General features: G+C 74.1%; 22 protein-coding genes and 2 pseudogenes. 11 read left to right on the top strand and 13 right to left on the bottom strand.

What is annotated here, in order from left to right:
• The first annotated feature begins 205 nt into the window (after positions 1 to 205).
• Positions 206 to 979 carry a response regulator transcription factor gene (locus tag ACFVU7_RS39795; protein ID WP_388050982.1) on the top strand — a complete coding sequence of 258 codons (774 nt, stop codon included), beginning with the start codon at positions 206 to 208 and terminating at the stop codon, positions 977 to 979.
• Positions 976 to 2,133, top strand: a complete 1,158-nt coding sequence (locus ACFVU7_RS39800) for a sensor histidine kinase KdpD (RefSeq protein WP_074003353.1) — start codon at positions 976 to 978, stop codon at positions 2,131 to 2,133. Before ACFVU7_RS39795 ends, ACFVU7_RS39800 begins: the two co-directional genes overlap by 4 nt.
• Before the next feature lie 2 nt (positions 2,134 to 2,135).
• Here ACFVU7_RS39800 and ACFVU7_RS39805 read toward each other — a convergent pair whose 3' ends face one another.
• The 4 genes from ACFVU7_RS39805 to ACFVU7_RS39820 all read right to left on the bottom strand — a co-directional run bounded on the left by ACFVU7_RS39805 (position 2,136) and on the right by ACFVU7_RS39820 (position 5,975).
• Positions 2,136 to 3,191 carry an NAD-dependent epimerase/dehydratase family protein gene (locus tag ACFVU7_RS39805; protein WP_388050985.1) on the bottom strand — a complete coding sequence of 352 codons (1,056 nt, stop codon included), beginning with the start codon at positions 3,189 to 3,191 and terminating at the stop codon, positions 2,136 to 2,138.
• Between the two features lie 53 nt (positions 3,192 to 3,244).
• The gene (locus tag ACFVU7_RS39810; RefSeq protein WP_388050988.1) at positions 3,245 to 4,726 is read right to left on the bottom strand and encodes a flavin-containing monooxygenase; all 1,482 of its coding nucleotides are present in this window, start codon (positions 4,724 to 4,726) and stop codon (positions 3,245 to 3,247) included.
• A 278-nt stretch (positions 4,727 to 5,004) separates the two neighbouring features.
• Positions 5,005 to 5,424, bottom strand: a complete 420-nt coding sequence (locus ACFVU7_RS39815; protein ID WP_388050991.1) for a RidA family protein — start codon at positions 5,422 to 5,424, stop codon at positions 5,005 to 5,007.
• Between the two features lie 44 nt (positions 5,425 to 5,468).
• Positions 5,469 to 5,975 (bottom strand): cupin domain-containing protein, encoded by a 507-nt coding sequence (locus ACFVU7_RS39820; RefSeq protein WP_117486302.1) that lies wholly within the window; start codon positions 5,973 to 5,975, stop codon positions 5,469 to 5,471.
• 85 nt (positions 5,976 to 6,060) lie between these two features.
• On the opposite strand from ACFVU7_RS39820, the gene ACFVU7_RS39825 reads away from it, so the two are divergent.
• Complete coding sequence (locus ACFVU7_RS39825) at positions 6,061 to 6,564, top strand: MarR family winged helix-turn-helix transcriptional regulator (protein WP_388050994.1); 504 nt, start codon at positions 6,061 to 6,063, stop codon at positions 6,562 to 6,564.
• Positions 6,565 to 6,935: 371 nt separating this feature from the next.
• Here the strand turns inward: ACFVU7_RS39825 and ACFVU7_RS39830 are convergent, their stop codons facing one another.
• Positions 6,936 to 7,250, bottom strand: coding sequence for a DUF6980 family protein (locus ACFVU7_RS39830; protein WP_074003347.1), 315 nt, complete (start codon positions 7,248 to 7,250; stop codon positions 6,936 to 6,938).
• Between the two features lie 206 nt (positions 7,251 to 7,456).
• Between ACFVU7_RS39830 and ACFVU7_RS39835 the strand changes: the two are divergent.
• Positions 7,457 to 7,717: pseudogene (locus ACFVU7_RS39835) on the top strand (transposase); the annotation flags it as partial.
• Positions 7,718 to 7,943: 226 nt separating this feature from the next.
• Here ACFVU7_RS39835 and ACFVU7_RS39840 read toward each other — a convergent pair.
• From ACFVU7_RS39840 to ACFVU7_RS39865, 6 genes are all read right to left on the bottom strand, one after another.
• A complete protein-coding gene (locus ACFVU7_RS39840) occupies positions 7,944 to 8,489 on the bottom strand; it encodes an EF-hand domain-containing protein (protein ID WP_387973198.1) in 546 nt (181 codons plus the stop codon).
• Positions 8,490 to 8,632: 143 nt separating this feature from the next.
• On the bottom strand, positions 8,633 to 9,154 hold the full coding sequence (locus ACFVU7_RS39845) for a pyridoxamine 5'-phosphate oxidase family protein (protein WP_380776973.1): 522 nt from the start codon (positions 9,152 to 9,154) through the stop codon (positions 8,633 to 8,635).
• Positions 9,151 to 9,519 carry a hypothetical protein gene (locus ACFVU7_RS39850; RefSeq protein ID WP_049650457.1) on the bottom strand — a complete coding sequence of 123 codons (369 nt, stop codon included), beginning with the start codon at positions 9,517 to 9,519 and terminating at the stop codon, positions 9,151 to 9,153. The genes ACFVU7_RS39845 and ACFVU7_RS39850 overlap by 4 nt, the downstream gene beginning before the upstream one ends.
• A 29-nt stretch (positions 9,520 to 9,548) precedes the next feature.
• Positions 9,549 to 10,754 (bottom strand): GNAT family N-acetyltransferase, encoded by a 1,206-nt coding sequence (locus tag ACFVU7_RS39855; RefSeq protein ID WP_388050997.1) that lies wholly within the window; start codon positions 10,752 to 10,754, stop codon positions 9,549 to 9,551.
• A gap of 44 nt (positions 10,755 to 10,798) precedes the next feature.
• Positions 10,799 to 11,536: a class I SAM-dependent methyltransferase gene (locus tag ACFVU7_RS39860; RefSeq protein WP_388051000.1), complete on the bottom strand. Its 738-nt coding sequence runs from the start codon at positions 11,534 to 11,536 to the stop codon at positions 10,799 to 10,801.
• A gap of 96 nt (positions 11,537 to 11,632) precedes the next feature.
• Positions 11,633 to 12,466, bottom strand: a complete 834-nt coding sequence (locus tag ACFVU7_RS39865) for a hypothetical protein (RefSeq protein ID WP_388051002.1) — start codon at positions 12,464 to 12,466, stop codon at positions 11,633 to 11,635.
• Positions 12,467 to 13,507: 1,041 nt separating this feature from the next.
• On the opposite strand from ACFVU7_RS39865, the gene ACFVU7_RS39870 reads away from it, so the two are divergent.
• The 5 genes from ACFVU7_RS39870 to ACFVU7_RS39890 are packed head-to-tail and all read left to right on the top strand — an operon-like array spanning position 13,508 to position 17,691.
• Complete coding sequence (locus ACFVU7_RS39870; protein ID WP_388051004.1) at positions 13,508 to 14,485, top strand: aKG-HExxH-type peptide beta-hydroxylase; 978 nt, start codon at positions 13,508 to 13,510, stop codon at positions 14,483 to 14,485.
• A complete protein-coding gene (locus ACFVU7_RS39875; protein WP_388051007.1) occupies positions 14,482 to 15,666 on the top strand; it encodes a YcaO-like family protein in 1,185 nt (394 codons plus the stop codon). Before ACFVU7_RS39870 ends, ACFVU7_RS39875 begins: the two co-directional genes overlap by 4 nt.
• A 21-nt stretch (positions 15,667 to 15,687) precedes the next feature.
• Positions 15,688 to 16,452: a class I SAM-dependent DNA methyltransferase gene (locus ACFVU7_RS39880; RefSeq protein WP_388051009.1), complete on the top strand. Its 765-nt coding sequence runs from the start codon at positions 15,688 to 15,690 to the stop codon at positions 16,450 to 16,452.
• A gap of 16 nt (positions 16,453 to 16,468) precedes the next feature.
• On the top strand, positions 16,469 to 16,870 hold the full coding sequence (locus ACFVU7_RS39885) for a hypothetical protein (protein WP_388051012.1): 402 nt from the start codon (positions 16,469 to 16,471) through the stop codon (positions 16,868 to 16,870).
• Complete coding sequence (locus ACFVU7_RS39890; RefSeq protein WP_388051014.1) at positions 16,867 to 17,691, top strand: hypothetical protein; 825 nt, start codon at positions 16,867 to 16,869, stop codon at positions 17,689 to 17,691. Before ACFVU7_RS39885 ends, ACFVU7_RS39890 begins: the two co-directional genes overlap by 4 nt.
• On the opposite strand, the pseudogene ACFVU7_RS39895 reads toward ACFVU7_RS39890, so the two are convergent.
• Both ACFVU7_RS39895 and ACFVU7_RS39900 read right to left on the bottom strand, forming a co-directional pair.
• Positions 17,687 to 17,776: pseudogene (locus ACFVU7_RS39895) on the bottom strand (IS5/IS1182 family transposase); the annotation flags it as partial. The gene ACFVU7_RS39890 and the pseudogene ACFVU7_RS39895 overlap by 5 nt on opposite strands.
• A gap of 167 nt (positions 17,777 to 17,943) precedes the next feature.
• Complete coding sequence (locus ACFVU7_RS39900; protein ID WP_388051017.1) at positions 17,944 to 18,969, bottom strand: DUF5937 family protein; 1,026 nt, start codon at positions 18,967 to 18,969, stop codon at positions 17,944 to 17,946.
• A 100-nt stretch (positions 18,970 to 19,069) separates the two neighbouring features.
• Here ACFVU7_RS39900 and ACFVU7_RS39905 point away from each other — a divergent pair, with 100 nt between their 5' ends.
• On the top strand, positions 19,070 to 20,362 hold the full coding sequence (locus ACFVU7_RS39905) for an MFS transporter (RefSeq protein ID WP_388051020.1): 1,293 nt from the start codon (positions 19,070 to 19,072) through the stop codon (positions 20,360 to 20,362).
• 142 nt (positions 20,363 to 20,504) lie between these two features.
• Positions 20,505 to 20,732, top strand: a complete 228-nt coding sequence (locus tag ACFVU7_RS39910) for a hypothetical protein (protein WP_388051022.1) — start codon at positions 20,505 to 20,507, stop codon at positions 20,730 to 20,732.
• Positions 20,733 to 20,734: the final 2 nt, after the last annotated feature.

Here is a 20,734-nt window from a genome sequence, read left to right on the forward strand (position 1 = left end):
AGGGCGTGTCGGCCCGGGACGGTGGTGCCGCAGCCTTACGGAAGCCGAACGTCGCGCCGACGGCCCACCGGTGAGCCGTCGGGGGCCGCACCGGTGCGGACCGGTGTGCGGACGGGTGTGCGGACGGGGCCCAGGATCTTACGGAGGTCGAACGGGGGGACGGCGGCGGCGTCCGCACCGGCGTCCGGCGCCTATTCTCGGCGGGGTGAACGAGCCCTCCGCCAACGTGCCCTCCGCCATCGCCGGGCCGTCGGCCGCCGGCCGCATCCTGGTGATCGACGACGACCCGACCGTGGCCGAGGTCGTCGCCGGCTACCTCACCCGGGCCGGCCACCGCGTCGACCACGCCGCCGACGGTCCGCGGGGGCTCGCCCTCGCCCGGGCCCACCAGCCGGACCTCGTGGTCCTGGACCTGATGCTCCCGGGCATCGACGGCCTGGAGGTGCTGCGGCGGCTGCGCGGCCAGGCCGCCGGCGGGGAGCTGCCGGTCGTGCTGCTCACCGCCAGGAGTGACGAGGCCGACCGCGTCCTCGGCCTGGAGCTGGGCGCCGACGACTACGTCACCAAGCCGTTCAGTCCACGCGAACTCGTCCTGCGGGTCCAGTCGGTGCTGCGGCGCTCGCGCGTGGCGGCACCCGCGACGGGCGCCCCGGCCGGGCCCGTCCGCTCCGGGGACATCACCGTCGACGGGCCGGCCCGTCGCGCTCACCGTTGCGGGAGGGAACTGTCCCTGACCGCACGGGAGTTCGACCTGCTGGCCTTCCTCCTGCGGTTCCCCGGGACGGTTTTCTCCCGCCAGGAGCTGATGGCCCGCGTCTGGGGCTGGGACTTCGGCGACCTCTCCACCGTCACCGTCCACGTGCGGCGCCTGCGCGAGAAGATCGAGGACGATCCCGCCGCCCCGCGGATGATCAGCACGGTGTGGGGCGTCGGCTACCGCTACGACCCGGTGCCCGGTGCCGGGGAGGACCGCGGGTGAAGGACCTGCTGCTGATCGCCCTGTTCGCCGCGCTCGGCGCCGGCGGAGCGGGCCTGCTCGGCTGGCCGGCCGTCCGGCTGCTGCGCAGGCGCTCGATGGCGCTCTCGCTGTTCTGCGTCGCCGTCGTCACCGTGCTCGCGGTCGTCTCCGGCACCTTCGCCGTCGCGCAGGCCATGTTCCTCTCCGCCCACGACCTCGGTGTCGTGATAACGGTGCTCGCCATGGCCGCCGTCGTGTCCCTCGGCACCGCCGCCCTGCTGGGCCGGCAGGTGGTCGCGGGCAGCCGGGCCCTGACGGCGGCCGCCCGGACCGTCGGCAGCGACACCGGCTTCACCGCGCCCGTCCACCCGCTGGGCCGCGAACTGGCCCAGCTGAGCGAGGAACTGTCCGCCACCAGCGCCCGGCTCGCCGAATCCCGGGGCCGTGAACAGGCCCTCGAACAGTCCCGGCGGGAGCTGGTCGCCTGGATCTCCCACGACCTGCGCACCCCGCTGGCCGGGCTGCGCGCCATGGCCGAGGCGCTGGAGGACGGCGTCGCCGAGGAGCCGGACCGCTACCTCCGGCGGATCCGCACCGAGGTCGAGCGGCTCACCGGGATGGTGGACGACCTGTTCGAACTCTCCCGCATCCAGGCCGGAACGCTCGCCCTCTCGCTCTCCCGGGTCTCCGTCTACGACCTGGTCGACGACGCGCTGGCCGGTGCCCACGCGCTGGCCCGGCAGCGCGGCGTCCGGCTCGAAGGCCGGCAGGTGGAGCCCGAACCGGTCGAGGTGGACAGCCGCGAGATCACCCGGGTCCTGGGCAACCTGCTGGTCAACGCGATCCGCTCGACCCCTCAGGACGGCGTGGTCACGGTCTCCGCGCGGCGGGAGGCGGACGAGGTGCTGCTCTCGGTCACCGACGGCTGCGGGGGCATCCCCGCCCAGGACCTGACCCGGGTCTTCGAGACCGGCTGGCGTGGCACCGCGGCCCGCACGCCCAGGCCGGCCGATCCCGGCGGGTGGTCCGACCGGCCCGAGGCCGGCGGCAGCGGTGCCGGCCTGGGCCTCGCCATCGTCCGCGGCATCGTCGAGGCCCACGCCGGGCGGGCCCGCGTCCACAACGTGGCGGGCGGCTGCTGCTTCGAGATCGCCCTGCCGTCCGCCCGGAGCTGACCTCAGACCCGCAGCGGTGCGGCGGCGAACTCCGCCATGCCCCGGTCGAACGGGACGCGCGGCAGCCAGGCCAGTTCGGCACGCAGCCGGTTCGAGTCGGCGGTGACGTGCCGTACGTCGCCGAGCCGGTACTCGCCGGTCACCGTCGGCGCCGGACCGCCGTGGGCCGCGGCCAGCGCGGCCGCCATCTCACCGATGGTGCGCACCTCGCCGCTGCCCACGTTGTACGCCCGGACGCTGCCCGGCGGCCGGTCGCCCACGGCCGTCAGTGCCGCGAGGTTGGCGGCGGCGACGTCCTCGACGTGGACGAAGTCCCGGCGCTGGCGGCCGTCCTCGAAGACCCGGGGCGCCTCGCCGCGGGCGAGGGCCGAGCGGAACAGCGACGCCACCCCCGCGTACGGGGTGTCGCGCGGCATCCCGGGGCCGTACACGTTGTGGTAACGCAGCGTCAGTACTGTTCCGCCGCAGGCGCGTGCCCAGGCGGCGGAGAGGTGTTCCTGCGCGAGCTTGGTCACCGCGTAGACGCTGCGCGGGTCGGCGGGTGCGCTCTCCGCGACCAGGCCCGGCCGCAGGGGAGCGCCGCAGACCGGGCACGGCGGCTCGAACCGTCCGGCGTCCAGGTCGGCGGGCCGCCGCGGCCCCGGTGCCACCTCGCCGTGCTCCGCGCAGTGGTAGCGCCCTTCCCCGTAGACCACCATGGATCCGGCCAGGACCAGCCGTCGGACGCCGGTCCGCGCCATCGCGGCCAGGACCACCGCCGTGCCGAGGTCGTTGCAGCCGACGTAGTGCGGTGCGTCCTGGAGGTCCAGTCCCAGGCCGACCATCGCCGCCTGGTGGCAGACCGCGTCCACCCCGGCGAGCGCCTCCTCGACGGTCGCCGCGTCCCGGACGTCCCCGCGCCGGAAGTCGACACCCGGGGGCAGCGCGGGCGGGTTTCCGGTCGGGTGGACCGCGGGCAGCAGGGCGTCCAGGACGCGCACGTGATGCCCGGCCGCGACCAGGGCGCGCACCACGGACGCGCCGATGAAGCCGGCACCGCCGGTGACCAGGATTCTCATGCCGCCGACGCTAGCGTCCGACCGGGCCCGCGGCCGGTCGACACGGGGCGGCGTCACGGACCGGTAAGACGCGCACTCCCGGGCCCGCCGAAGGCCAGGACGCCGTCCTCGATCGGATCGGACAGCAGGACCTTCCGGTCGTGGTGGTAGTCCATCACCATCCGCCACGGGAACTCGCGCCCCTGGCGCGGCATGACGTCCTTCGCCCGCCGGATGTAGCCCGAGGTCAGCTCGTCGACCACGCCCTCGGCGGTCGCGTTGGCCCCGTGGTCGACGGGCACGGCGACGGTGCGGCCGGTGGCGTCCAGGTGCCTGAGCAGGCGCACCAGGTAGGCGGCGGCGAGGTCGACCTTCAGGGTCCACGAGGCGTTGGTGTAGCCGAAGACCCAGGCCAGGTTGGGGATGCCCTCGAGCATGACGCTCTTGTAGGTGCAGACGTCGTGCAGGTCGCGCGGTTCGCCGTCGACGCTGATCGTGGCGCCGCCGAAGGCCTGGAGGTTCAGGCCGGTGGCGGTGACGACGACGTCCGCGGCGAGTTCCCGGCCGGAGGCGAGCCTGATGCCGGTGGGGGTGAAGGTCTCGACGGTGTCGGTCACGACGTCGGCGCGGCCCTCCCGGAGCACCCGGAAGAGGTCGCCGTCGGGGACGGCGCACAGCCGCTCGTCCCACGGGTCGTAGGCCGGGCTGAAGTGGGTCATGTCGATGCGCGGGCCGACCGCCCGGCGCACCCCGGCCAGCAGCATCCGGCGCGTCGCGCGGGGGAAGCGCCGGGCGGTCCGGAAGAGGGCGCGCTGCAGGCCGATGTTGCGTCGGCGGGTCATCCTGGCGACCAGCGGACCGGGCAGGAACCGCTGCTGCCAGGCGGTGATCCGGTCGACCGAGGGCACCGAGAAGACGTACGAGGGCGAGCGCTGGAGCATCGTCACATGGGCCGCCCTGTCGGCCAGCGCCGGGACGAGCGTGACGGCGGTCGCGCCGCTGCCGATCACGACGACCCGCTTCCCGGTGTGGTCGAAGTCCCGCGGCCAGTGCTGCGGGTGGATCCGCACGCCCTCGAACCGCTCGGCGCCGGGGAACTCGGGCAGGTGGCCCCGGTCGTAGTCGTAGTAGCCGGTGCAGGTGACGAGGAAGGAGCAGACCCAGGTCTCCCGTTCGCCGGTCGCCTCGCGCAGCGCGGTCACCGTCCACCGCTGGTGCTCGCTCGACCAGTCGGCGGCCAGCACCCGAAGTCCGTGGTGGATCGCTTTGTCCACGCCGTACTCGCGGGCGGTGGCGGTCACGTAGTCGCGGATCGACTCGCCGCCGGCGAGCACCCTGGTCCCGTTCCAGGGGCGGAACCGGTAGCCGAAGGAGAACATGTCGGAGTCCGAGCGGACGCCCGGGTAGCGGAACAGGTCCCAGGTGCCGCCGATGCCGGCCCGGCGTTCCAGGATCGCGAAGTCACGGCCGGGGAGGTCCTGGCTCAGGCGGCAGGCGACGCCGATGCCGGCGACTCCGGCGCCGATGACGAGGACGTCGGTGCGGTGTGTGGTCATGGGTCCACTGTCGTGGTTCGCGGGGTGGCCGTACCGTCTTTTCCCGACAAGCTTTTGGCATTGTGCGACAGGGGCGGGCGACGGGCAGTCCCATCCGGGCCACCTCGGTCCGTCGCTGGCTCCGCGACCTGCGCGCAGGGCGGTTCCACCGGCGGCGGCCCGGGCCGTGTGAGTGGCCCGGGCCGTGTGGGCGGTCCGTGTCGGCTCGAACGCGATGGTACGGCGGGCGGTACGGCGAGGGGTCCCACCGGCGGGTGGGACCCCTGCGGGTGGGTGGGTCAGCCCGTTGCCTCCGCCGTCGGCCGGACGGCGACCGCGTCGATCTCGAAGAGCATCCCGGGCAGGGCGAGCGAGGCGACTCCGCTGAGTGTCTGTGCGGGCAGTCGGTCGCCCCAGGCGCCGGCGAGGGCTTTGCCGAGGACGGCGAGCTTCTGCGGGTCGTGGTCGACGATGTACGAGCCGAGGCGGACCACGTGCTCGAAGCCGAGGCCGACTCCGGCGAGCGCGGTGCGCAGGTTGGCGAGGGCGAGTTCCACCTGGGCGGCGAAGTCGCCGGGCACGACCTGGCCGTCGGCGTCGGAGGCGTACTGGCCGCCGATGAACAACGGTTCGCCGGGTGCGGAGGCGGCGTGGCTGTAGCCGAACGGCGTCGGGTCGTGCAGGCCGGGCGGGTTGGTGATGGTGCGGGTGTCGGTCACGGGTTTCCTCTCCTGGTGTCGGGCCGGGCTCGGTGCCGGGCGCTCTACGGCTCGGACCGGGCGGCTTCCTCCCGGGCGTCGCGCCAGCTCGGCGACTCCAGGAAGTGGTTGTCGAAGAGGTCCTGCTTGGCGAGCAGTTCCTCGACCGTCGCCTCGCCCGCGCGGATCCGCTCCAGCAGGCGGAAGTAGTCGAAGCGCTCCACGCCGGGGGTGATCACGATCAGCAGGTCCGCCCCGGAGTCCGGCGCGGCCGCGAAGGCGTGCGGCAGGTGGGGCGGTACCACCACGAGGTCGCCGCTGCGGGCGGTGACGACCTCGTTCCCGACCAGCACCTGGGCCGAGCCGTCGACGACGAAGAACAGCTCCGAGGAGCCCCCGTGGTAGTGCGGGGTGGCGCCGTCCTTGCCGCGCCCCAGCGTGACGCGCAGGGTGCTCAGGGCGCCGCCGGTGGCGCTGGAGTCCGCCAGCAGCCGCCCCTGGCCGCCGAGCATCGAGACGGTCTCGGCTTCGTCGCCCCGCACGACCACGGCTTCCGGTCCGATCAACGTCATTGGTCTCTCCCCACGGTGAGCACTCCAATAGTTCCTCGGCTGATAGTACTACGTCTAACTATCTCCCATCGAATAACATTCCCCCATGGATCACGTGGACGTCATGCTCGACCAGTGGAGCCGGGAGCGCCCGGACCTCGACCTGGCGGCGGTCGGCACCGTCGGCCGCCTCGGCCGCTTCGCGCTGCTCGCCGGCCGGGTCGTCGAAGAGGTGTTCAAGCAACACGGCCTCCAGCGCGGCGAGTTCGACGTTCTCGCCACCCTGCGCCGCTCCGGCGCGCCGTACGAACTGATGCCCTCCGAACTCGCCGCGCTGCTGCTGATGTCGCGGGCCGGCATGACCAGCCGGATCGACCGGCTGGAATCGGCGGGCCTGGTGGAACGCCGCACCGACCCGGCGGACCGGCGCAGCGTCCGCATCGCCCTCACCACCGCCGGACGCGCCCTCGTGGACGCCGCCTTCACCGACCACGCCGCCAACGAGACCGCGCTGCTCTCCGCCCTCTCGGGCGCGGAACGGGCCACCCTGGACGGGCTCCTGCGCAAACTGCTCGCCGACGTCGAGGACGCACAGAGCCCGGCGCCCTGACGGCCCCGCCCGAGGTCCAGCCACCCGCGACCGCTCCGGAACGCCGTCGGCCGCCGTGCGAGGGGAACGCGTACGGCGGCCGACACCCGGTGCGGTGCGCCGTCCGTGACGACTGCCGCACCCTGACGTACTCCGCCTCCGACGCGGCCGCGGCCGTCGGTCAGGCGGCGATCGGGTCGCCCAGTCGGCGCGTCCCGTCCGGGATCCTCCCGCCGCGCATTCACCGGCGCGGCGAGCCCGACCGTGGTGCCGGCGCCCAGCGTCGAGCCCGGCGGCACGATGCTGTGCGGGCCGGTGGTGGCGCCCGCCCGCACCCGCAAGGCCTGGCTCCTCCGACCAGGGCGTGTCTCAGAAGTGGACCAACAGCCGCTTCACTCCTGACGAAGCGAAGCGAGCCAGCTCGCGTCCTGGAACTCGGCCGGGAGCTGGTCTTCCCATGGATCGATCCCGCGACGCTCCAGTTCGTCGAACCAGCGATCCCGCTGGGACTCGGGGAGGCGCTGTCCACACCACGGGCAAAAGTCGATCCTGATGATCGATGCACCACCGTCGTGGATGATCAACCCGTAGTCCTGGAACTTGGTGCTGAAGCGAATCAGCGCGTCCGGGCAGGCGAAGGGGTCGTCGTGCTGGTCGCAGTGCCAGTTCACCTGGCCCGTCATCGCCTCGCAGCAGTGGTCGGTCATAGCCTTGGCTCCTCATCGATCAGCAGGACGATCGGAAGTAGATCACGGCCTGAGATGATCTTCGGATGGGGCGGGGAGATCTGACGAACGCGCAGTGGGCGAGGCTGGCGGCGATGTTGCCGGCAGGAAAGAAGCCAGGACGGCGTCCGGCCTGGTCAAGCGGCAGCTGATCGACGGCATACGGTGGGGGCGGTACGGGTGCGCCGTGGCGGGACGTGCCCGCCCGGTACGGTGAGTGGGAGACGGTCTACGGGCTCTTCCGCCGCTGGCGGCGCGACGGCACGGGGGCCCGAATCCTCACCGGTCCCCGCGGACCGGGTCCGCAGCCGGAGGAAGCTCGGTTCTCACGGCGGTCGGCCACCCACATTCTGCACGACCGACTACCGCGGGCGCCGCGCGGTGTCCCGGAGTCGGGTGCCCGTCAGGCCCGGAGGACCGCCTTCCCCCGGATCGCAGCGTCCGACTGATCGTCATCTCCCGTGCCTTAACGTCGACTTTCCCCTTCCTTGCGTGAGAACGGGGCGGGGATCCTGCTGTGCGGCAGGCTCCCCGCCCCGCTACGGAGGGTCGGGCTTCGGCTGGCGGCTACCCCCTGCGGCGGCGCCGCGTCCTGGGCCCGGAGACCCTGTGCCACGAGTAGCGGCGCGGGACCGGATCCGGTGAAACCGATCCAGCCGGTCCGGCCGTCAGCCGTCAGCCGATCGGTCCGAGGAGGAAGTTGCCCGGCGCGGTGGGGTCGTCGCTGAGGTAGAACTCGATGATCGCCTCGCGGAACTCGTCGAGGCTGATCACCCCGTTCCCGTCCCGGTCCAGCCGTGGGAACGCCTGCTCGGAGTGCACGCGGGGCACGCCCAGCTGCTCGTACATGTGGACGTACTCCTCCTTGCTGAGGACGCCGTCGCCGTTGGTGTCGTAGGCGTTCAGCAGGGCGTCGGCGATCGCCAGCACCGTGCCCTCGAAGTGCGCGGGCGTGGTCACATCGGCCTTCATGACGGTGAGGAACTCCTGGCGCGAGACCTGTCCGTCGCCGTCGGTGTCCCCGTGCTCCAGCAGGAGGTCCCACCAGCGCGCGAAGGCGTCGTGCAGGGCCCGGATGGTGGCCTGGTCGTCCCTGGTCGCGGTCCGGGCGAACACGTCGGCGGTGCCGCGCAGGTCCTCCTGGGACAGCTGTCCGTCCCCGTTCAGGTCGAACCAGTCGAACAGGGTGTTGAACTTCTTGCTCTTCACGGCCGACGTCATGTGGTCCTCGATTCCCTGGCCGCGCGGGCGGCGTGTGGCGGCATGCGGCGAACGGTAGAAGGGGCGCTCCGGGGGACGCCCCCGCAACGCGGGGAAGCCACCGTCGCGGGTGACGGCGGGAGGGCGGCGGTGCGCCAGGTGGCTCAGCCCGGCCCGGTGAGGGCGTGGAGGGGGACCTCGACGCGCTGGTCGTGCTTGTCGACGAGCCAGCGGTCGATGTCCAACAGCCACCAGCGGTCGACCTCGACAGTGTAGAAGCGGCGGGGGCCCGAACCCCGGAAGTCGGATGCGGGCAGGAGCCATTCGCTCCGCACGGCGGGGTCGGGGAAGTTCAACTCGTAGTAGAGCCGGTGGTGTTCCGCCACGCCCTGGTCGTCGGTGGCGCGGCAGGTGCCGGTGAACTGGGCCCCGTCCAGGCCGAGTCCGGGCAGGCCGGTCAGGTAGAGCGAGCCCGCGACGCGGGGGTGGCAGCCGATGTTGCGGGAGTGCAGGGCGGTGCGCAGCGAGTAGTAGAGCAGTCGCAAGGGGGCGCCGGGAGCGCGCAGCGGCACGAAGTTGACGGTGGAGGCCCACGGTTCGGTGCCGTCGGTGGTGGCCAGGGTCATGAACCGGGCGTGGGTGAGCAGGTGCCCACTGCGGCGCAGGAGTTCGTCGGGGCCGGTCACGGGGTGCGTCCCGGTGCGGGGGTGCGGTCGAAGCCGAGGGGGACCGGGGGGTCGCTGAGCAGGGTGGCGTCCAGCAGGGTCCACCAGCGGGTCTGTTCGGTGCGGCGGTGTTCCCAGGCCGGGTCGCGGCCGCGGTCGGCGACCTGGCGGCGGTAGCGGCCCCAGCCGGCTTCGTCGGCGAAGCTGACGGTGTGTTCGATGGTGTGGACGTGGGCGCCGACGGTGCGTACCGCCCACCGGGTGCGCAGGACGGTGTCGAGTCCGTCGTAGTACCAGGACTCGCGGGCGCGGACCCACTCCCAGAAGGCGTGCGGGTCCGTCTCCGCGTCCGGCGTGGGCTGGATCAGGTAGACCAGGTGCAGCACGGCGGGTCTCCTTCCGATGTCGGCGGCGGTCAGCCGGAGGCGGGAGCGTCGGGGCCGTCCTGGGCCCAGCCGTTCCACTCGGGTGCCAGGGCCCAGGGGCGGGCGGCGCACCGGCCGGTCCAGAGCCGGGCGGTGTGGGCGTTGTGCCGGGCCGCCGTCCGCCGGTCGCAGAACCGCCCGTGCAGGGGCAGGACGACGGCGGCGAGCGGGGAGAGCACGGCGCCCTGCCGGATCTTGATCTGCCAGGCGGAGACGGCCAGGCGGTAGCGGTGGAAGCCGCCGGCGGCCGCGTAGTCGACGGGGGCCTGGTAGCAGAGCACGAAGTACTCGCTCCGGGGCTGGGCGGCGCGGTAGTCGAAGCCGAAGTAGCGGCCGTAGAGCCGGTCGTGGTGGGTGTAGCAGACGTTCACGGCGACGGGGCGGCCGTCGCGGACGGCGAAGCAGCCGACGGCCCGGTCCAGCACGCCCGTCGTGGCCTGGGCGGCGAAGGAGCGGAGCATCCAGGCGGGGTCGCTGGTTCCACCGTGCCGGGCACGGGTCTGCGTCACCAGGGCCGCGGCCTGCCGGGCGACGTCCCCGTGGGCCAGGGGCCGCCATTCCACGGTCGTGCCGCCGCGCTCGCAGGCGCGGCGTTCGGCCCGGCGGTGGGTACGGTCGGGCTGGCTCATCCGCGCCGACTGCTCGGCGTAGCCGCCGGCCGGGACGGCGACGTTGGCGTCCGCGTCGTGCAGCAGGACGACGGCCCGGGGGTGGATCCGGGTGAGCTCCCGGGCGTCGCCGGCGGCCAGGTAGGGCAGGACCACGCCGTCGAGGCCGCGGTCGCGGGCCAGCCGCAGCGCCCCTTCCAGCAGGACTTCCAGGGCGCGGTCGCGGTCCTCGCCGCGGGTGCGGACCAGTTCGTTGTAGGTCGAGCGCCGGGCTCCCAGCCACAGCCATCGCGCGGACCGGGCGGCCGCCAGGTCCGGGAACAGCGTGGGCAGGTGGAACAGCCCGGGTTCGTCGTTCTCGCCGGGCCAGACGGACAGGGCGCCCAGCAGCCGGCCGCCGGAGGCGGCGGTGAGCGCGCCGGTGTCGCCGTGGGCGAGTTCGAGCGCGCGCACCCAGGCGCTGCTGTTGTAGAAGTTGTCCGGGCCGATCAGCCGGTCCCACCGCGCGGGGTCGACCGCCGCGGGGGACGGGGGGAATCCTGCCTCGATCGGGCCGGGGCGGCGGTGGTCCCGTGGTGTGGTCGCCATGGTGGTGTCTCTGGATCGGGCTCCGGGGGTCGGGTTCTCCGGGATCAGGTCCTGGTGCAGCTGATGATCGCCGCGTGGGGGCAGGCGAGGTACGGCCGCCAGAAGTCCTCGCCGTGGCGGGCGGTTCCTTCCCCCGAGACCCGGAAGGCGGGCCAGGAGATCGAGGCGAAGCCCGTCTCGCGCAGGGCCCGTTCCAGGGTGGCCCGGCTCCAGTACCGTGCGGTGATCCGTTCGTCGTAGCGGCCGAAGCACAGTTCCAGCGTCACCCGCGAGGCGTCGTGGCGCGACTCGGTCTCCACCAGGCGCAGGCCGTAGCGCTCGTAGTAGGCGTGCTCGCCGTGGAAGTCCGGGTTCACCGGCAGGGTGACGAACCGGCCGCCCGGGCGCAGGGTCCGTGATGCCAGGGCGCACAGGGAGAGCAGTGCTCCGTAGTCCTCCGCGTACGGCAGGACGTACACGGCCAGGCACGCGTCGAAGGCGCCGTCCTCGACGAGGTCGCGGCGCTCGGTGTACTCGATGCCCAGCGGTTCGGCGCGTTCGGCCCGCCGCGCGACGTCGAGCATGCCGCCGGAGACGTCGTACCCGACCACCCGCGCCGCGCCGCGTCGCTTGAGCTCCCGGCTGTACAGGCCCGTACCGCACCCGATGTCCAGGACGCTGCGGCCGGTGACCGTGCCCAGTGCGGCGAACACGCTGAACGACTCCAGGTGTCGGCGCCAGGGCAGGAGGAACATCTCCTCGTACATGTCACCGAGGGTGTCGAACCGGTCCGCTCCGCCCATGCCTTCGATTGTCCGCCCGATCTCCGGGGCGTGCCCGGCCCGCTACCGCCGCGGGTCCCGAGACCGCCGCGGGTCCCGATACCGCCGCCGGTCTGGCTACCGTCCGCTCCCGGCGGTCGCTCGCCCGCGCAGAGAGACCCCGAAGCGGCTCCGGAGCCGGTGCACCTCCCACCACGCCACCGCGGTCACCGTCGCGGGCCCGCCGACCACGGCGGCCAGCCGGACGGCCGGCGGGCCGGGCGGCAGGCCGCCGAACACCAGCCCGATCAAGGCGAGTTCCCAGACCAGGACGCCGGTCAGGACGGGCGGGAACACCGGGTGCACCCGGTCCATGGTGAAGGCCGTGCGAACCACCGTCGGCGAGGCGAAGGCCACGAACATCAGCACCCAGATCGGCAACGCCAGGACCAGCAGGTTGAACAGCGGCCCGAGGAACAGCCCCCGGACCGACCCCTGCGCCTGACCGGCGAGCCACAGCAGCACCGGCACCGCCGCGCACGCGCCCAGGTACTGCGAAGCCATCAGGACCGCCGGCCGCACCTGGGCCCGCATGGCCGGGCGCGTGGCCGGCCCGGCGAGCCGGAACAGCACCCCGACCACCACGGGCGCGGTCACCAGCACCAGCAACGGAGTGACCGTCAGCCGGGTCTCGAGCTGGTCGTCGAGCTGGTCCCAGTCGTCCGCCGTCCCGTACACGAGCAGCACCACGAGCGCCGCCCCGAGCGCCAGCCACCCCCGTATCCTCTGCACCCGCAGCACCACCTCGTCGGTGATCCCCCGGGGCCCGGGCACGATGAACACCCGTCGCGCCAGCCGCCGTGCCGACCTGGCCATCGGATAGAGCGCCAGGAAGGCCAGGAACGGCCACAGGCAGAACAGCAGCGGCACCAGGGCCCACCACCTGGCCACCCGCCGCGCGGGCGCCAGCAACTCCCGCAGGGTGGGCCACTCCTCGCCCCGGAACCGCTGCCACAGCGGAACTCCGGCCGGTCGCGGCCACTGGCGGGGATCCCGCGGGTAGGGGCTCCGTGGGAAAGAGCCCTGGTCTCCGTACGTCACGCCGAGTTCCTCACACCTCTCCGTGTCGCTGCCGACACTCCGTCAACCCGTCAGCGCCGCACCCTACTGCCCTGCGCCCGTGCTTCGTCCACCCCCTGCCCGCCACCCGTCCGGCCGACGGCCGTTCTCGGTTCGCGCTCGGACCAGGCCGGTCACCCGGTCTCGGGGGAGCAGGAGGGCCCCGCCGTCCTCGTGGACCCCGGTCGGAGCGGGCGCGGGGGCCCGGCAGCGGCGCCGCCGGGCGGTGGTGCAAGCCGCAGGCTCGAACGAGTGGCCAACGCCGCGAAACCTCCACACGCGGACGACGCCGGCCCTGAAAGCCTCGGGGCGGCTGGGCGGCAGGAGGCACCGCTGCGCGCCAGGCGGTGACGCCACGGCGCGGCGTCGGCCCCGCCCTCACCCAGGTCGACGGCGCCGGCACCCTGACCGGTACCACCGCCTCCCCCGCTTCGCCGCTCCGGCCCCGACGCCCCCGGCTCTGGCCTCTGGGCGCACCGCCTGACCCCTGGATACGTCCCGCTCTCGTGCGCTCCTCCTGGTCGCGGGGGTGCAAGGTCACCCGTTCGGAGTAGTCCCGAGATGTGGGGGCCCGGTAGGGGGACGGCCTGGACGGCGGTGCCGCGCCGTGGGCCGCGACTGCCGGCGGGTCGCGGACGACCGAACGTCCTAGCGTGGTCCTCGAGCGCCCTCGCCGACCAGGGCGTGGGCGCCGACCGAGAGGGAGTGCGTGATGGAAGAAACGCGCGAGCCGGAAGAGGTCGAGGTCGAGGTCGTGGACGAAGAGGAACTGCCCGACTTCGCCCTGATGGTCGACGTTCCGAAGTGACGGGACGTGACCCACGACCGGGGCGGATCGCTGTGTCCGCCCCGGTCCCCGGGGGGCGGAGTGTCGACCGGAGCAGGGAGGCGGCAGTGCGTGTGGAACCGGACGCCGAGCGGGCCGCCGGGGACGAGGAGCACCTGGACGGCCTGGTGGCCGGCTGCCTGACGGCCGCGGGGTGCGCGGAGGAGTCGTGGCGGCGGCAGGACCTGCGCTATCCCGGACTGCACGCGGCGGCACACCGCCTGCAGCGCAAACGCGGGAAGCCCTCCGATCCCGCCGAGCGGGAACAGGACTCACGGCTGGTGCGCGGTGTCGTCGCCCGCGCCCGGTCCAGTGCCGAACGGGCCCGGGCCACGGCCGCTACCGCGGGCTGGGCCGTGGACCTGGCACCGCCGGCGGAGGACCACCTGACGGCGAGCGTCCGGCGGGCCCTGCGCCAGATCCCCGAGCGCACCGACCGCGCCGGGACCGGGCCCGCCGCCGAGGTGGGCGACTGGAGTGCCGAGCAGCGCGCGGTCTTCGCCGACTGCCGCCGGGTGCTGGAGCAGGCATGGCCGTCGATGCTGGCCGAACTCGGCGTCACCCTGCGTCAGATCGCCCTCCTGAACGGCGAGGGCATCGACGGATTCACCGACTTCACCGTGCACGGCACCGCCTTCGTCCACCACCGGCGGCTCACCGACGACCGCGGGAGCGGATTGCCGGGGCCGGTCCGGCTGGCCGAGGCACTGGTCCACGAGGGTACCCACAACCGGTGCAACTCGGCGGCCGCGGGCACCCCGTACCTGCGGCCGTCCGACGCGGACGTGCTGCTGCACACCCCGCTGCGCGCCGACCTGCGGCCGTTGACCGGCCTGTTCCAGCAGGTGGTGGTGCTCGCCCGGCTCGTGCTGCTGTACCGGAGGCTTCCGGACGGGCCGACGGTGCGCGCCCGCCACGCGGTCCTGCTCGACCAGGGCCGGGACGGGGCCGTGTCCCTGCGCCGGCGCGCCGACGCTCTGACCCCGGCGGGCGGGGAACTGCTGCGGCAGGCCGAGGCGGTCCTCGCCGGCGGGGCGGCAGTGTGAGCGCCGACGCCGACACGGCCTGGCCGGTGCAGGTCCGTGGGCTCTTCCCCGAGGCGCCGGAGTTCCTGCTCGGCAGGGCCGCCGCGCGCAGCCCGGTCTTCGCGGTCAACGACGCGGCCGGCGGACAGCGGGTGCTCATCGGGTCGGCCGCCGGGACCGAGCGCGACGACGTCACCCGGCGCGCCGCGGGCGAGCTGCTGGAGCGGATGCACAACGTCCTGGCCGGGCACCGCGCCGTGCGGCGGGCCGTCGTCGCCTCGTACACCGCCCTGCGCCGCGCGGGTCGGCCCGCCCTGGACCCGTGGGCCTGGCCGGACCTCCAACAGGCGGCGGACGCGCGGGAGATGGAGGTGGAGTGGGTGGAGGGTGCCTCGCTGACCGGCGCCGGGCGCCTGCTCGTCCCGGCGTGCGCGGTGTACCTGGCGTACCGCCCGCCCGCCGGTGGCGCGGCGCCGCCGCCCCCCGGCTCCACCGGACTCGCCGCGCACCGGACCGATGCCGCGGCACGTCGGCACGCCCTGCTGGAGATCCTGGAGCGGGACCTGCTGTGGCACGCCTGGTACGCCGACGGGCCGCGCCTCGTGCCGTGCGGACCGACGCCGCTCGGCGCGCCGTTGCGGCGGGTCCTGGACGCCCTGGGGCTCCGGGACCGCTGCATGGTGCTGCCGGGCCCGGCGGGGGCCGCGTGCGTGGTGGCCTGCCTGTCCGATGCCGACGGAGCCCGGCAGAGCTTCGGCGCCCGCGCCACCGACGGCGCTCCCGCCGCGGCCGCGGCATCCGCCGTCCAGGAGGCGCTGATGGTGCGCTGGAGCATGGGGACCCCCAGCGCCCGTACCGCCTGGACCCGGCTGCGCGCGGACCCGGGACACCGGCCCCGCGGGCCGCTGGAGCACGCCCTGCACACGTTCCACCGCCAGGACAGCCTGGCCCACCTGCTGGGCGGAGCCGTCGAGGGCGCATGGCGGACACCGTCCGCGCCGCCGGAGGCGCCGGAGCTGCCCCGCCTGCTCGCCGAGCACACCGGCGAGGACGTGGTCGAAGTCCCCACCACCGCCTCGGGGCTCGGCGACGACGACACGGCGGTGGTGCGCGTGGTGGCCCCCGGCGCCCGCCGACTGCCCGTCGACGAACCACCCCACGCCGCCTCGGCCAGACCGCAGCCCCCGCACCCGCTGGGCTGACCCCAGGAACGGAGACCGACCGTGTCAGCTCCCGCCACCCGCCCCCCGACGGCGGCCCCGTACGCCCGGCACTTCGCCGACCGCTACGACACCTGGTTCGGCAAACCGTCCGTGACCTCCGACACCGTCGCCCTCCTCGCCCGCCTCGCCGGTTCCGGCAGCGCACTGGAACTCGGCGTGGGCACCGGACGCGTGGCCCTGCCGCTGGCGCGGCGCGGCGTACGGGTCGAAGGCATCGACGCCTCGCCCGAGATGGCGGCCGTCCTGGCGGCCAAGCCCGACGGCGACCGCGTCCCGGTCACCATCGCCGACTTCACCCGCCCCCCACGCACAGGGCGCTCCTACGACCTGGTCTACCTCGTCGCCGGGACCCTCTTCGAACTCGACACCCAGGACGACCAGCTGCGGTGCTTCCGCGCCGCCGCTCAACTCACCGGCGAACACGGGCTGTTCGTCCTGGACGCGTTCGTCCCCGAAGTCCTGGCCGCCGCGCCGCAGGAGCCGGACGGCCAGGCCGTCCCGACGGCCGACGGCGACCGGGTCGTGCTCCACCGCAGCTTCGACCGGGCCGCCCAGCGCTACCACTCCCACTACCGCATCACCCCCGGCGACGGGAGCCCTACGGTGGACCTCGACGTCACCTTCCGCTACGCGGGCACCGGCGAACTCGACCTGATGGCCCACCAGGCCGGCCTGGAGCTGCGCGAGCGCTACGGCGACTGGAGCGGAACACCGTTCACGGACGGCTGCGCCTACCACGTGTCGGTCTACCGGCACGCCCGCTGAACCGGCGGCGCCCGCCATGCCTGCCTGGGCCTGCACCGTCCTGGCCGCCGCCGCGCTGATCGCGCTGGCGGTCCTCGTCGTCTGGGGCGCGTGGACCTCGCCGCACCGCCTCTTCTCCTGGGGCATGTACTCCGGCTCCTCCAAGGGCTTCCTCTGGATCCAGCACGAAGGCCGCCCGCACCCGATCGACATCGAGCAGCTCCACCTGGCCCCGGGCAGCCACTACCTCAACATCCCCGAACTGCGCCGGCTGCTCGCCCAGGCCGACCTCGACACCCCGCTCAGCGGACTGATCATCGGCTCCGACGGCGGCTGGCAACTCCACTACGACCCCGCCACCCGCAAACTGCGCCTGGCCCGGCTGCCCACCGGACAGCAACTGCGCGCCCTGGCCGAAGCCCTGCGCGAGGCACCGTGACCACCACCCAGACGGCCGCCGAACTGCTCCTGCTCCTCGCCGTCACCTGGCAGGCCGCCCTCACCCTCGCCGACTGCCGCACCATCGCCCGCCGCTACCCCGGGGGCCGCGCCTACTGCCTGGGCCGCGGCTGGACCGCGCCCGCCGAACTCGCCGTCCGACGCCGCCTCGCCCTGAACGTGCTCACCGGCGCCGCGGCGCTGGCGGCCACCACCGGCCTCCGCTGGGCCGTACCCGGCCCCGCCTCGACGGCCGCCTACGGCATCGGCTGCGGCCTCCTCCTGGCGCTGGTCCTCATCGAACGCCGGCACAGCGGCTGCCGCTTCACCACCGTCTGCGTCGCCGAACTCACCACCGCCCTCGGCCTGCTGGCCCTGCCCGGGCCGGGGCCCGTCGCCGCCGGCCTGCTCGCCTCCTTCTGCGCCGCGCAGCTCTACCTCGTGGCCGGCATCCGCAAACTCCGCTCGGCCCACTTCATCACCGGCGGCGTCCTGATCGACAACCTCGCCTACAACGCCGTCCAAGCCGCCGCCGGAAACCGCGACTTCCCCGCCTGGCCCAGCCTCGGCGCACTCAGCGCCATGCTCACCCGGCCGTCCCTGCGCCGCCTCTGTCGCGCCGCCGCCCTCGCGACCGCCACCACCGAAGTCACCCTCGGCCTCGCCGCCCTCGGCCTCCTCCCGGCCCCCGCCGCACTGACCCTCGCCGTCCTCGTCCACGGTGCCTTCCTCCTGATCAGCCCCCGGCGCATCGTCCCCTTCTCCATGGCCTCCCTCGGCCTGCTCCTCCTCGCCACCACCCACCCACTGCTGCCGACTTGAGGCGTCGGGTGGTGGGGCGGCCGTCCCGGCGGTAGCGGTTCGTCGAGCGTCGGACGAGCCTGCGGAGTGTGACGGGAGTGGCGGTGGGGCCGCCGCGCAGCGGCCCCATCCTTCCGCCATGGCGCCATGGCGGCGGTCTCCGGCTGATGGGTTGTGGGCTCTCGACAAGGTCCTGGGCGGGCAACGGCGTCCGACCCGTGACGGCCGAGACCCTGGTGGGTCGTCCCGCGCACCGGACGCTCCTGCCAGTCCTCAACGAGGAGGACTCCGGGGCGAAGGCGGCGCTTGCGCACCGTCACGCCGTCCGTCCGCCGCGGCGAGCAGGACCTCCGCCGCCTCGGTGCGCACGTACAGGACGTACCGGCCGTTGCGGTGGGCGTCGACCAGGCCGGCGGTGCGCAGGGCGGTCAGGTGCTGGGAGACCCCGCCGGGCGTGATCCCGGTGCGGCGGGCCAGCTCGGTCGTCGAGGCGGGCGTGTCGAGGTCGGCCAGCAGCCGGGCCCTGGAGCGGCCGACGACCGCTGCCAGGGCCTGCGGGACGGTGACCTGCCGTTCCCAGAGCGCGGCCACCCCGCGCGGCGGATAGCGCAGGGTGGGCTGCCAGTTCGGGCTGACGACGGAGAAGACGCGGGGCCAGACGAACACCGACGGCACGAGGAGGAGGCCGCGCCCGCCGAGCCGCCGGCTGCCGTGGACGTAGTGGTGCCCGACGCGCAGGGTGCCGTCGTCCCAGGTCACGACGGACCCCAGGTCGCCCAGCAGTCGGTCCGCCCCGTGCTCGGCGAACAGCCTGGCACGGTGCAGCACGTCCCCCTCCAGCAGCGAGCGCATGCGGGGCCAGTACGGCGCGAGCGCGATCTCCCAGTACGACGCGATGAGGTCGGCGAGTTCGGCGAGGCCGCGGCGCGGATCGCCGCGCAGCCGGTCGACGCGCTCGGAACGCGGCGCGCGCGGAGCGCCGAGGCCCGACCGGACCTGCTCGGCGGGCGTGGCACGCAGGACGGCCAACTCGCTTTCCAGATCGGCGGCCGGGCCCGTCGGCGGCGGCGCGAGGAAGATCGGGATCGACCCGGGCGGATCCGGGACCAGATCGGCGAGCAGACGCCAGTCCAGCCCCGAGGCGGCCAGCCGGCGTCCGGCCTCGACGCTCCACGGGCGGTGCAGCGGGTGCTCGGCCGGATGCTTCAGCACTCTGACGCTGGCCACCACTTCCCACAGCGGCGACAGGGTGAACCTGGTGCGGGCCAAGTCACGGACGGAGAACGCCAGATCCAGCACGATGCCCCCTCGACGGCGGAGGACCCAGCGGCCGGCGGCCCGGGATTCAGTACAGCCTAAATTCCTCGCCCGCCGGCCGGTGCGGCGGGAACCTCGGCTCATGACCAGCACCGATCTTCCCCAGCGGCCGGACACGGCCGCTACCACCCCCGATCCGTCTGCTTCGGTCCTGCGGGACCCGGGTTTTCGCCTGCTCGTCGGCGCCGCCGCGGTGAGCAAGCTCGGCACCGCGGTGAGTGCCCTCGCGATACCGCTGACCGCCGTCCTGGCCCTGCACAGCTCGCCCGGACAGGTCGGCCTGCTGGCGACGCTGAGCACCCTCGCCTTCCTGCTGATCGGCCTGCCGGCCGGGGCCTGGGTGGACCGGATCCGCAAGCGGCCGGTGATGATCGCCGCCGACCTGGCCCGGGCCGCCCTCCTCGGGTCGGTGCCGGCCGCCTGGGCGCTCGACTGCCTGACGATCCAACAGCTCTACCTGGTGGTGCTGTTGACGGGCATGGCCACGGTCTTCTTCGACGTGGCCACGCTGACCCAACTGCCCGACCTGGTCGGGCGCCACCGGCTCACCCAGGCCAACGCCCACCTGGTGACGGTGGACGCCCTCGCCCAGATCGGCGGGCGCAGCGCGGGCGGATTCCTCACGGCCCTGCTCTCCGCCCCGGCGGCGATCGTGGTCGACGCCGTCGGCTACCTGTGGTCGGCGCTCCTCCTGCTGCGCATCCGCCGGCCGGAGCCGCGTCCGCGGCAGCGGCCCGACACGGGGCTCGGCCGCGAGATTCGCGAGGGACTGCGCTTCGTGCTCGGTGACCCGATCCTGCGGGCCGTCGCGCTCGCCGGAGCACTGACGAACCTGTCCGTCCAGCTGTGCCAGACCATGGTGCCGGTGTTGTTCGCCCGGGAGCTCGGCCTCTCCGGCAGTGTCATCGGCCTGTTCTTCGCCGTCGGCGGTCTCGGCGTGCTCATCGGTTCGATGTCGGCCCGCTGGTCGGCCCGCCGGTTCGGCGCCGGGCGGCTGCTGTGGTCGGTGGGCCTGGCCGTCGCACCGTTCGGCGTCCTGCTGGCCCTGGCCGCCCGAGGACCGGCCCTGTGGCTCGCCACCGGAGCCTGGCTGATCACCACGTACAAGATCGGCGTCGACAACGTGATCCAGGTCAGCTTCCGGCAGAGCGTCACCCCCGACCACCTGCTCGGCCGGATGAACGCCACCATGCGCGTCCTGTTGACGGGCTCACTCGCGATCGGCGCGGCCCTGGCCGGCCTGCTGGGCGAACTCGCCTCCGTCCGAACCGCGTTGTGGGCCGGGGCCGCCGGGCTCGCCACGGTCTGGATACCGATCTTCTTCTCGCCGCTGCGCACCCGGCGCGAACTGCCGGGCACCGGCGCTCCGCGATGAACCGGCAGCCGGGCGTTCGCTCCCGCGCCGTCATCACTCCGGCAGCGGGCGCGGGCGGGTAGGCCGGCACCGGAGCGGGAACCGCTTCCGTCCACAGACGGCCGGCGACGGTGACCGGCCCGCGCCCGGGAAGGGGAACGGCATGCCGAAGGACCGTGCACCACGCGCCAAGGTCCGCCTCATCGCTTCGGAGGACACCGACCCACAGGTCCACGTGCCGCCGGGGCAGACGTACGAGATCGTCACGGCCACGATCGTCGACTCGCAGCTCAGCGACATCGCGGAGGAGACCTCCAGCGGGAGAACCCTCAGCCCAGCGCGGCTGTGCGGCAGCCGCTCGACCTGTGTGGCCATCCTGGAAACCGAGTAGAC

This window comes from Kitasatospora sp. NPDC058046 (genome assembly GCF_042885595.1).
Classification (GTDB): domain Bacteria; phylum Actinomycetota; class Actinomycetes; order Streptomycetales; family Streptomycetaceae; genus Kitasatospora.

What these genes read in the sequence shown, in the direction of transcription:
- ACFVU7_RS39805 (WP_388050985.1), bottom strand. Translation starts at nt 3,191, where the DNA reads ATGAGAATCCTGGTCACCGGCGGTGCCGGCTTCATCGGCGCGTCCGTG.
- ACFVU7_RS39810 (WP_388050988.1), bottom strand. Translation starts at nt 4,726, where the DNA reads ATGACCACACACCGCACCGACGTCCTCGTCATCGGCGCCGGAGTCGCC.
- ACFVU7_RS39820 (WP_117486302.1), bottom strand. Translation starts at nt 5,975, where the DNA reads ATGACGTTGATCGGACCGGAAGCCGTGGTCGTGCGGGGCGACGAAGCC.
- ACFVU7_RS39825 (WP_388050994.1), top strand. Translation starts at nt 6,061, where the DNA reads ATGGATCACGTGGACGTCATGCTCGACCAGTGGAGCCGGGAGCGCCCG.
- ACFVU7_RS39830 (WP_074003347.1), bottom strand. Translation starts at nt 7,250, where the DNA reads ATGACCGACCACTGCTGCGAGGCGATGACGGGCCAGGTGAACTGGCAC.
- ACFVU7_RS39840 (WP_387973198.1), bottom strand. Translation starts at nt 8,489, where the DNA reads ATGACGTCGGCCGTGAAGAGCAAGAAGTTCAACACCCTGTTCGACTGG.
- ACFVU7_RS39855 (WP_388050997.1), bottom strand. Translation starts at nt 10,754, where the DNA reads ATGGCGACCACACCACGGGACCACCGCCGCCCCGGCCCGATCGAGGCA.
- ACFVU7_RS39860 (WP_388051000.1), bottom strand. Translation starts at nt 11,536, where the DNA reads ATGGGCGGAGCGGACCGGTTCGACACCCTCGGTGACATGTACGAGGAG.
- ACFVU7_RS39885 (WP_388051012.1), top strand. Translation starts at nt 16,469, where the DNA reads ATGCCTGCCTGGGCCTGCACCGTCCTGGCCGCCGCCGCGCTGATCGCG.
- ACFVU7_RS39905 (WP_388051020.1), top strand. Translation starts at nt 19,070, where the DNA reads ATGACCAGCACCGATCTTCCCCAGCGGCCGGACACGGCCGCTACCACC.
- ACFVU7_RS39910 (WP_388051022.1), top strand. Translation starts at nt 20,505, where the DNA reads ATGCCGAAGGACCGTGCACCACGCGCCAAGGTCCGCCTCATCGCTTCG.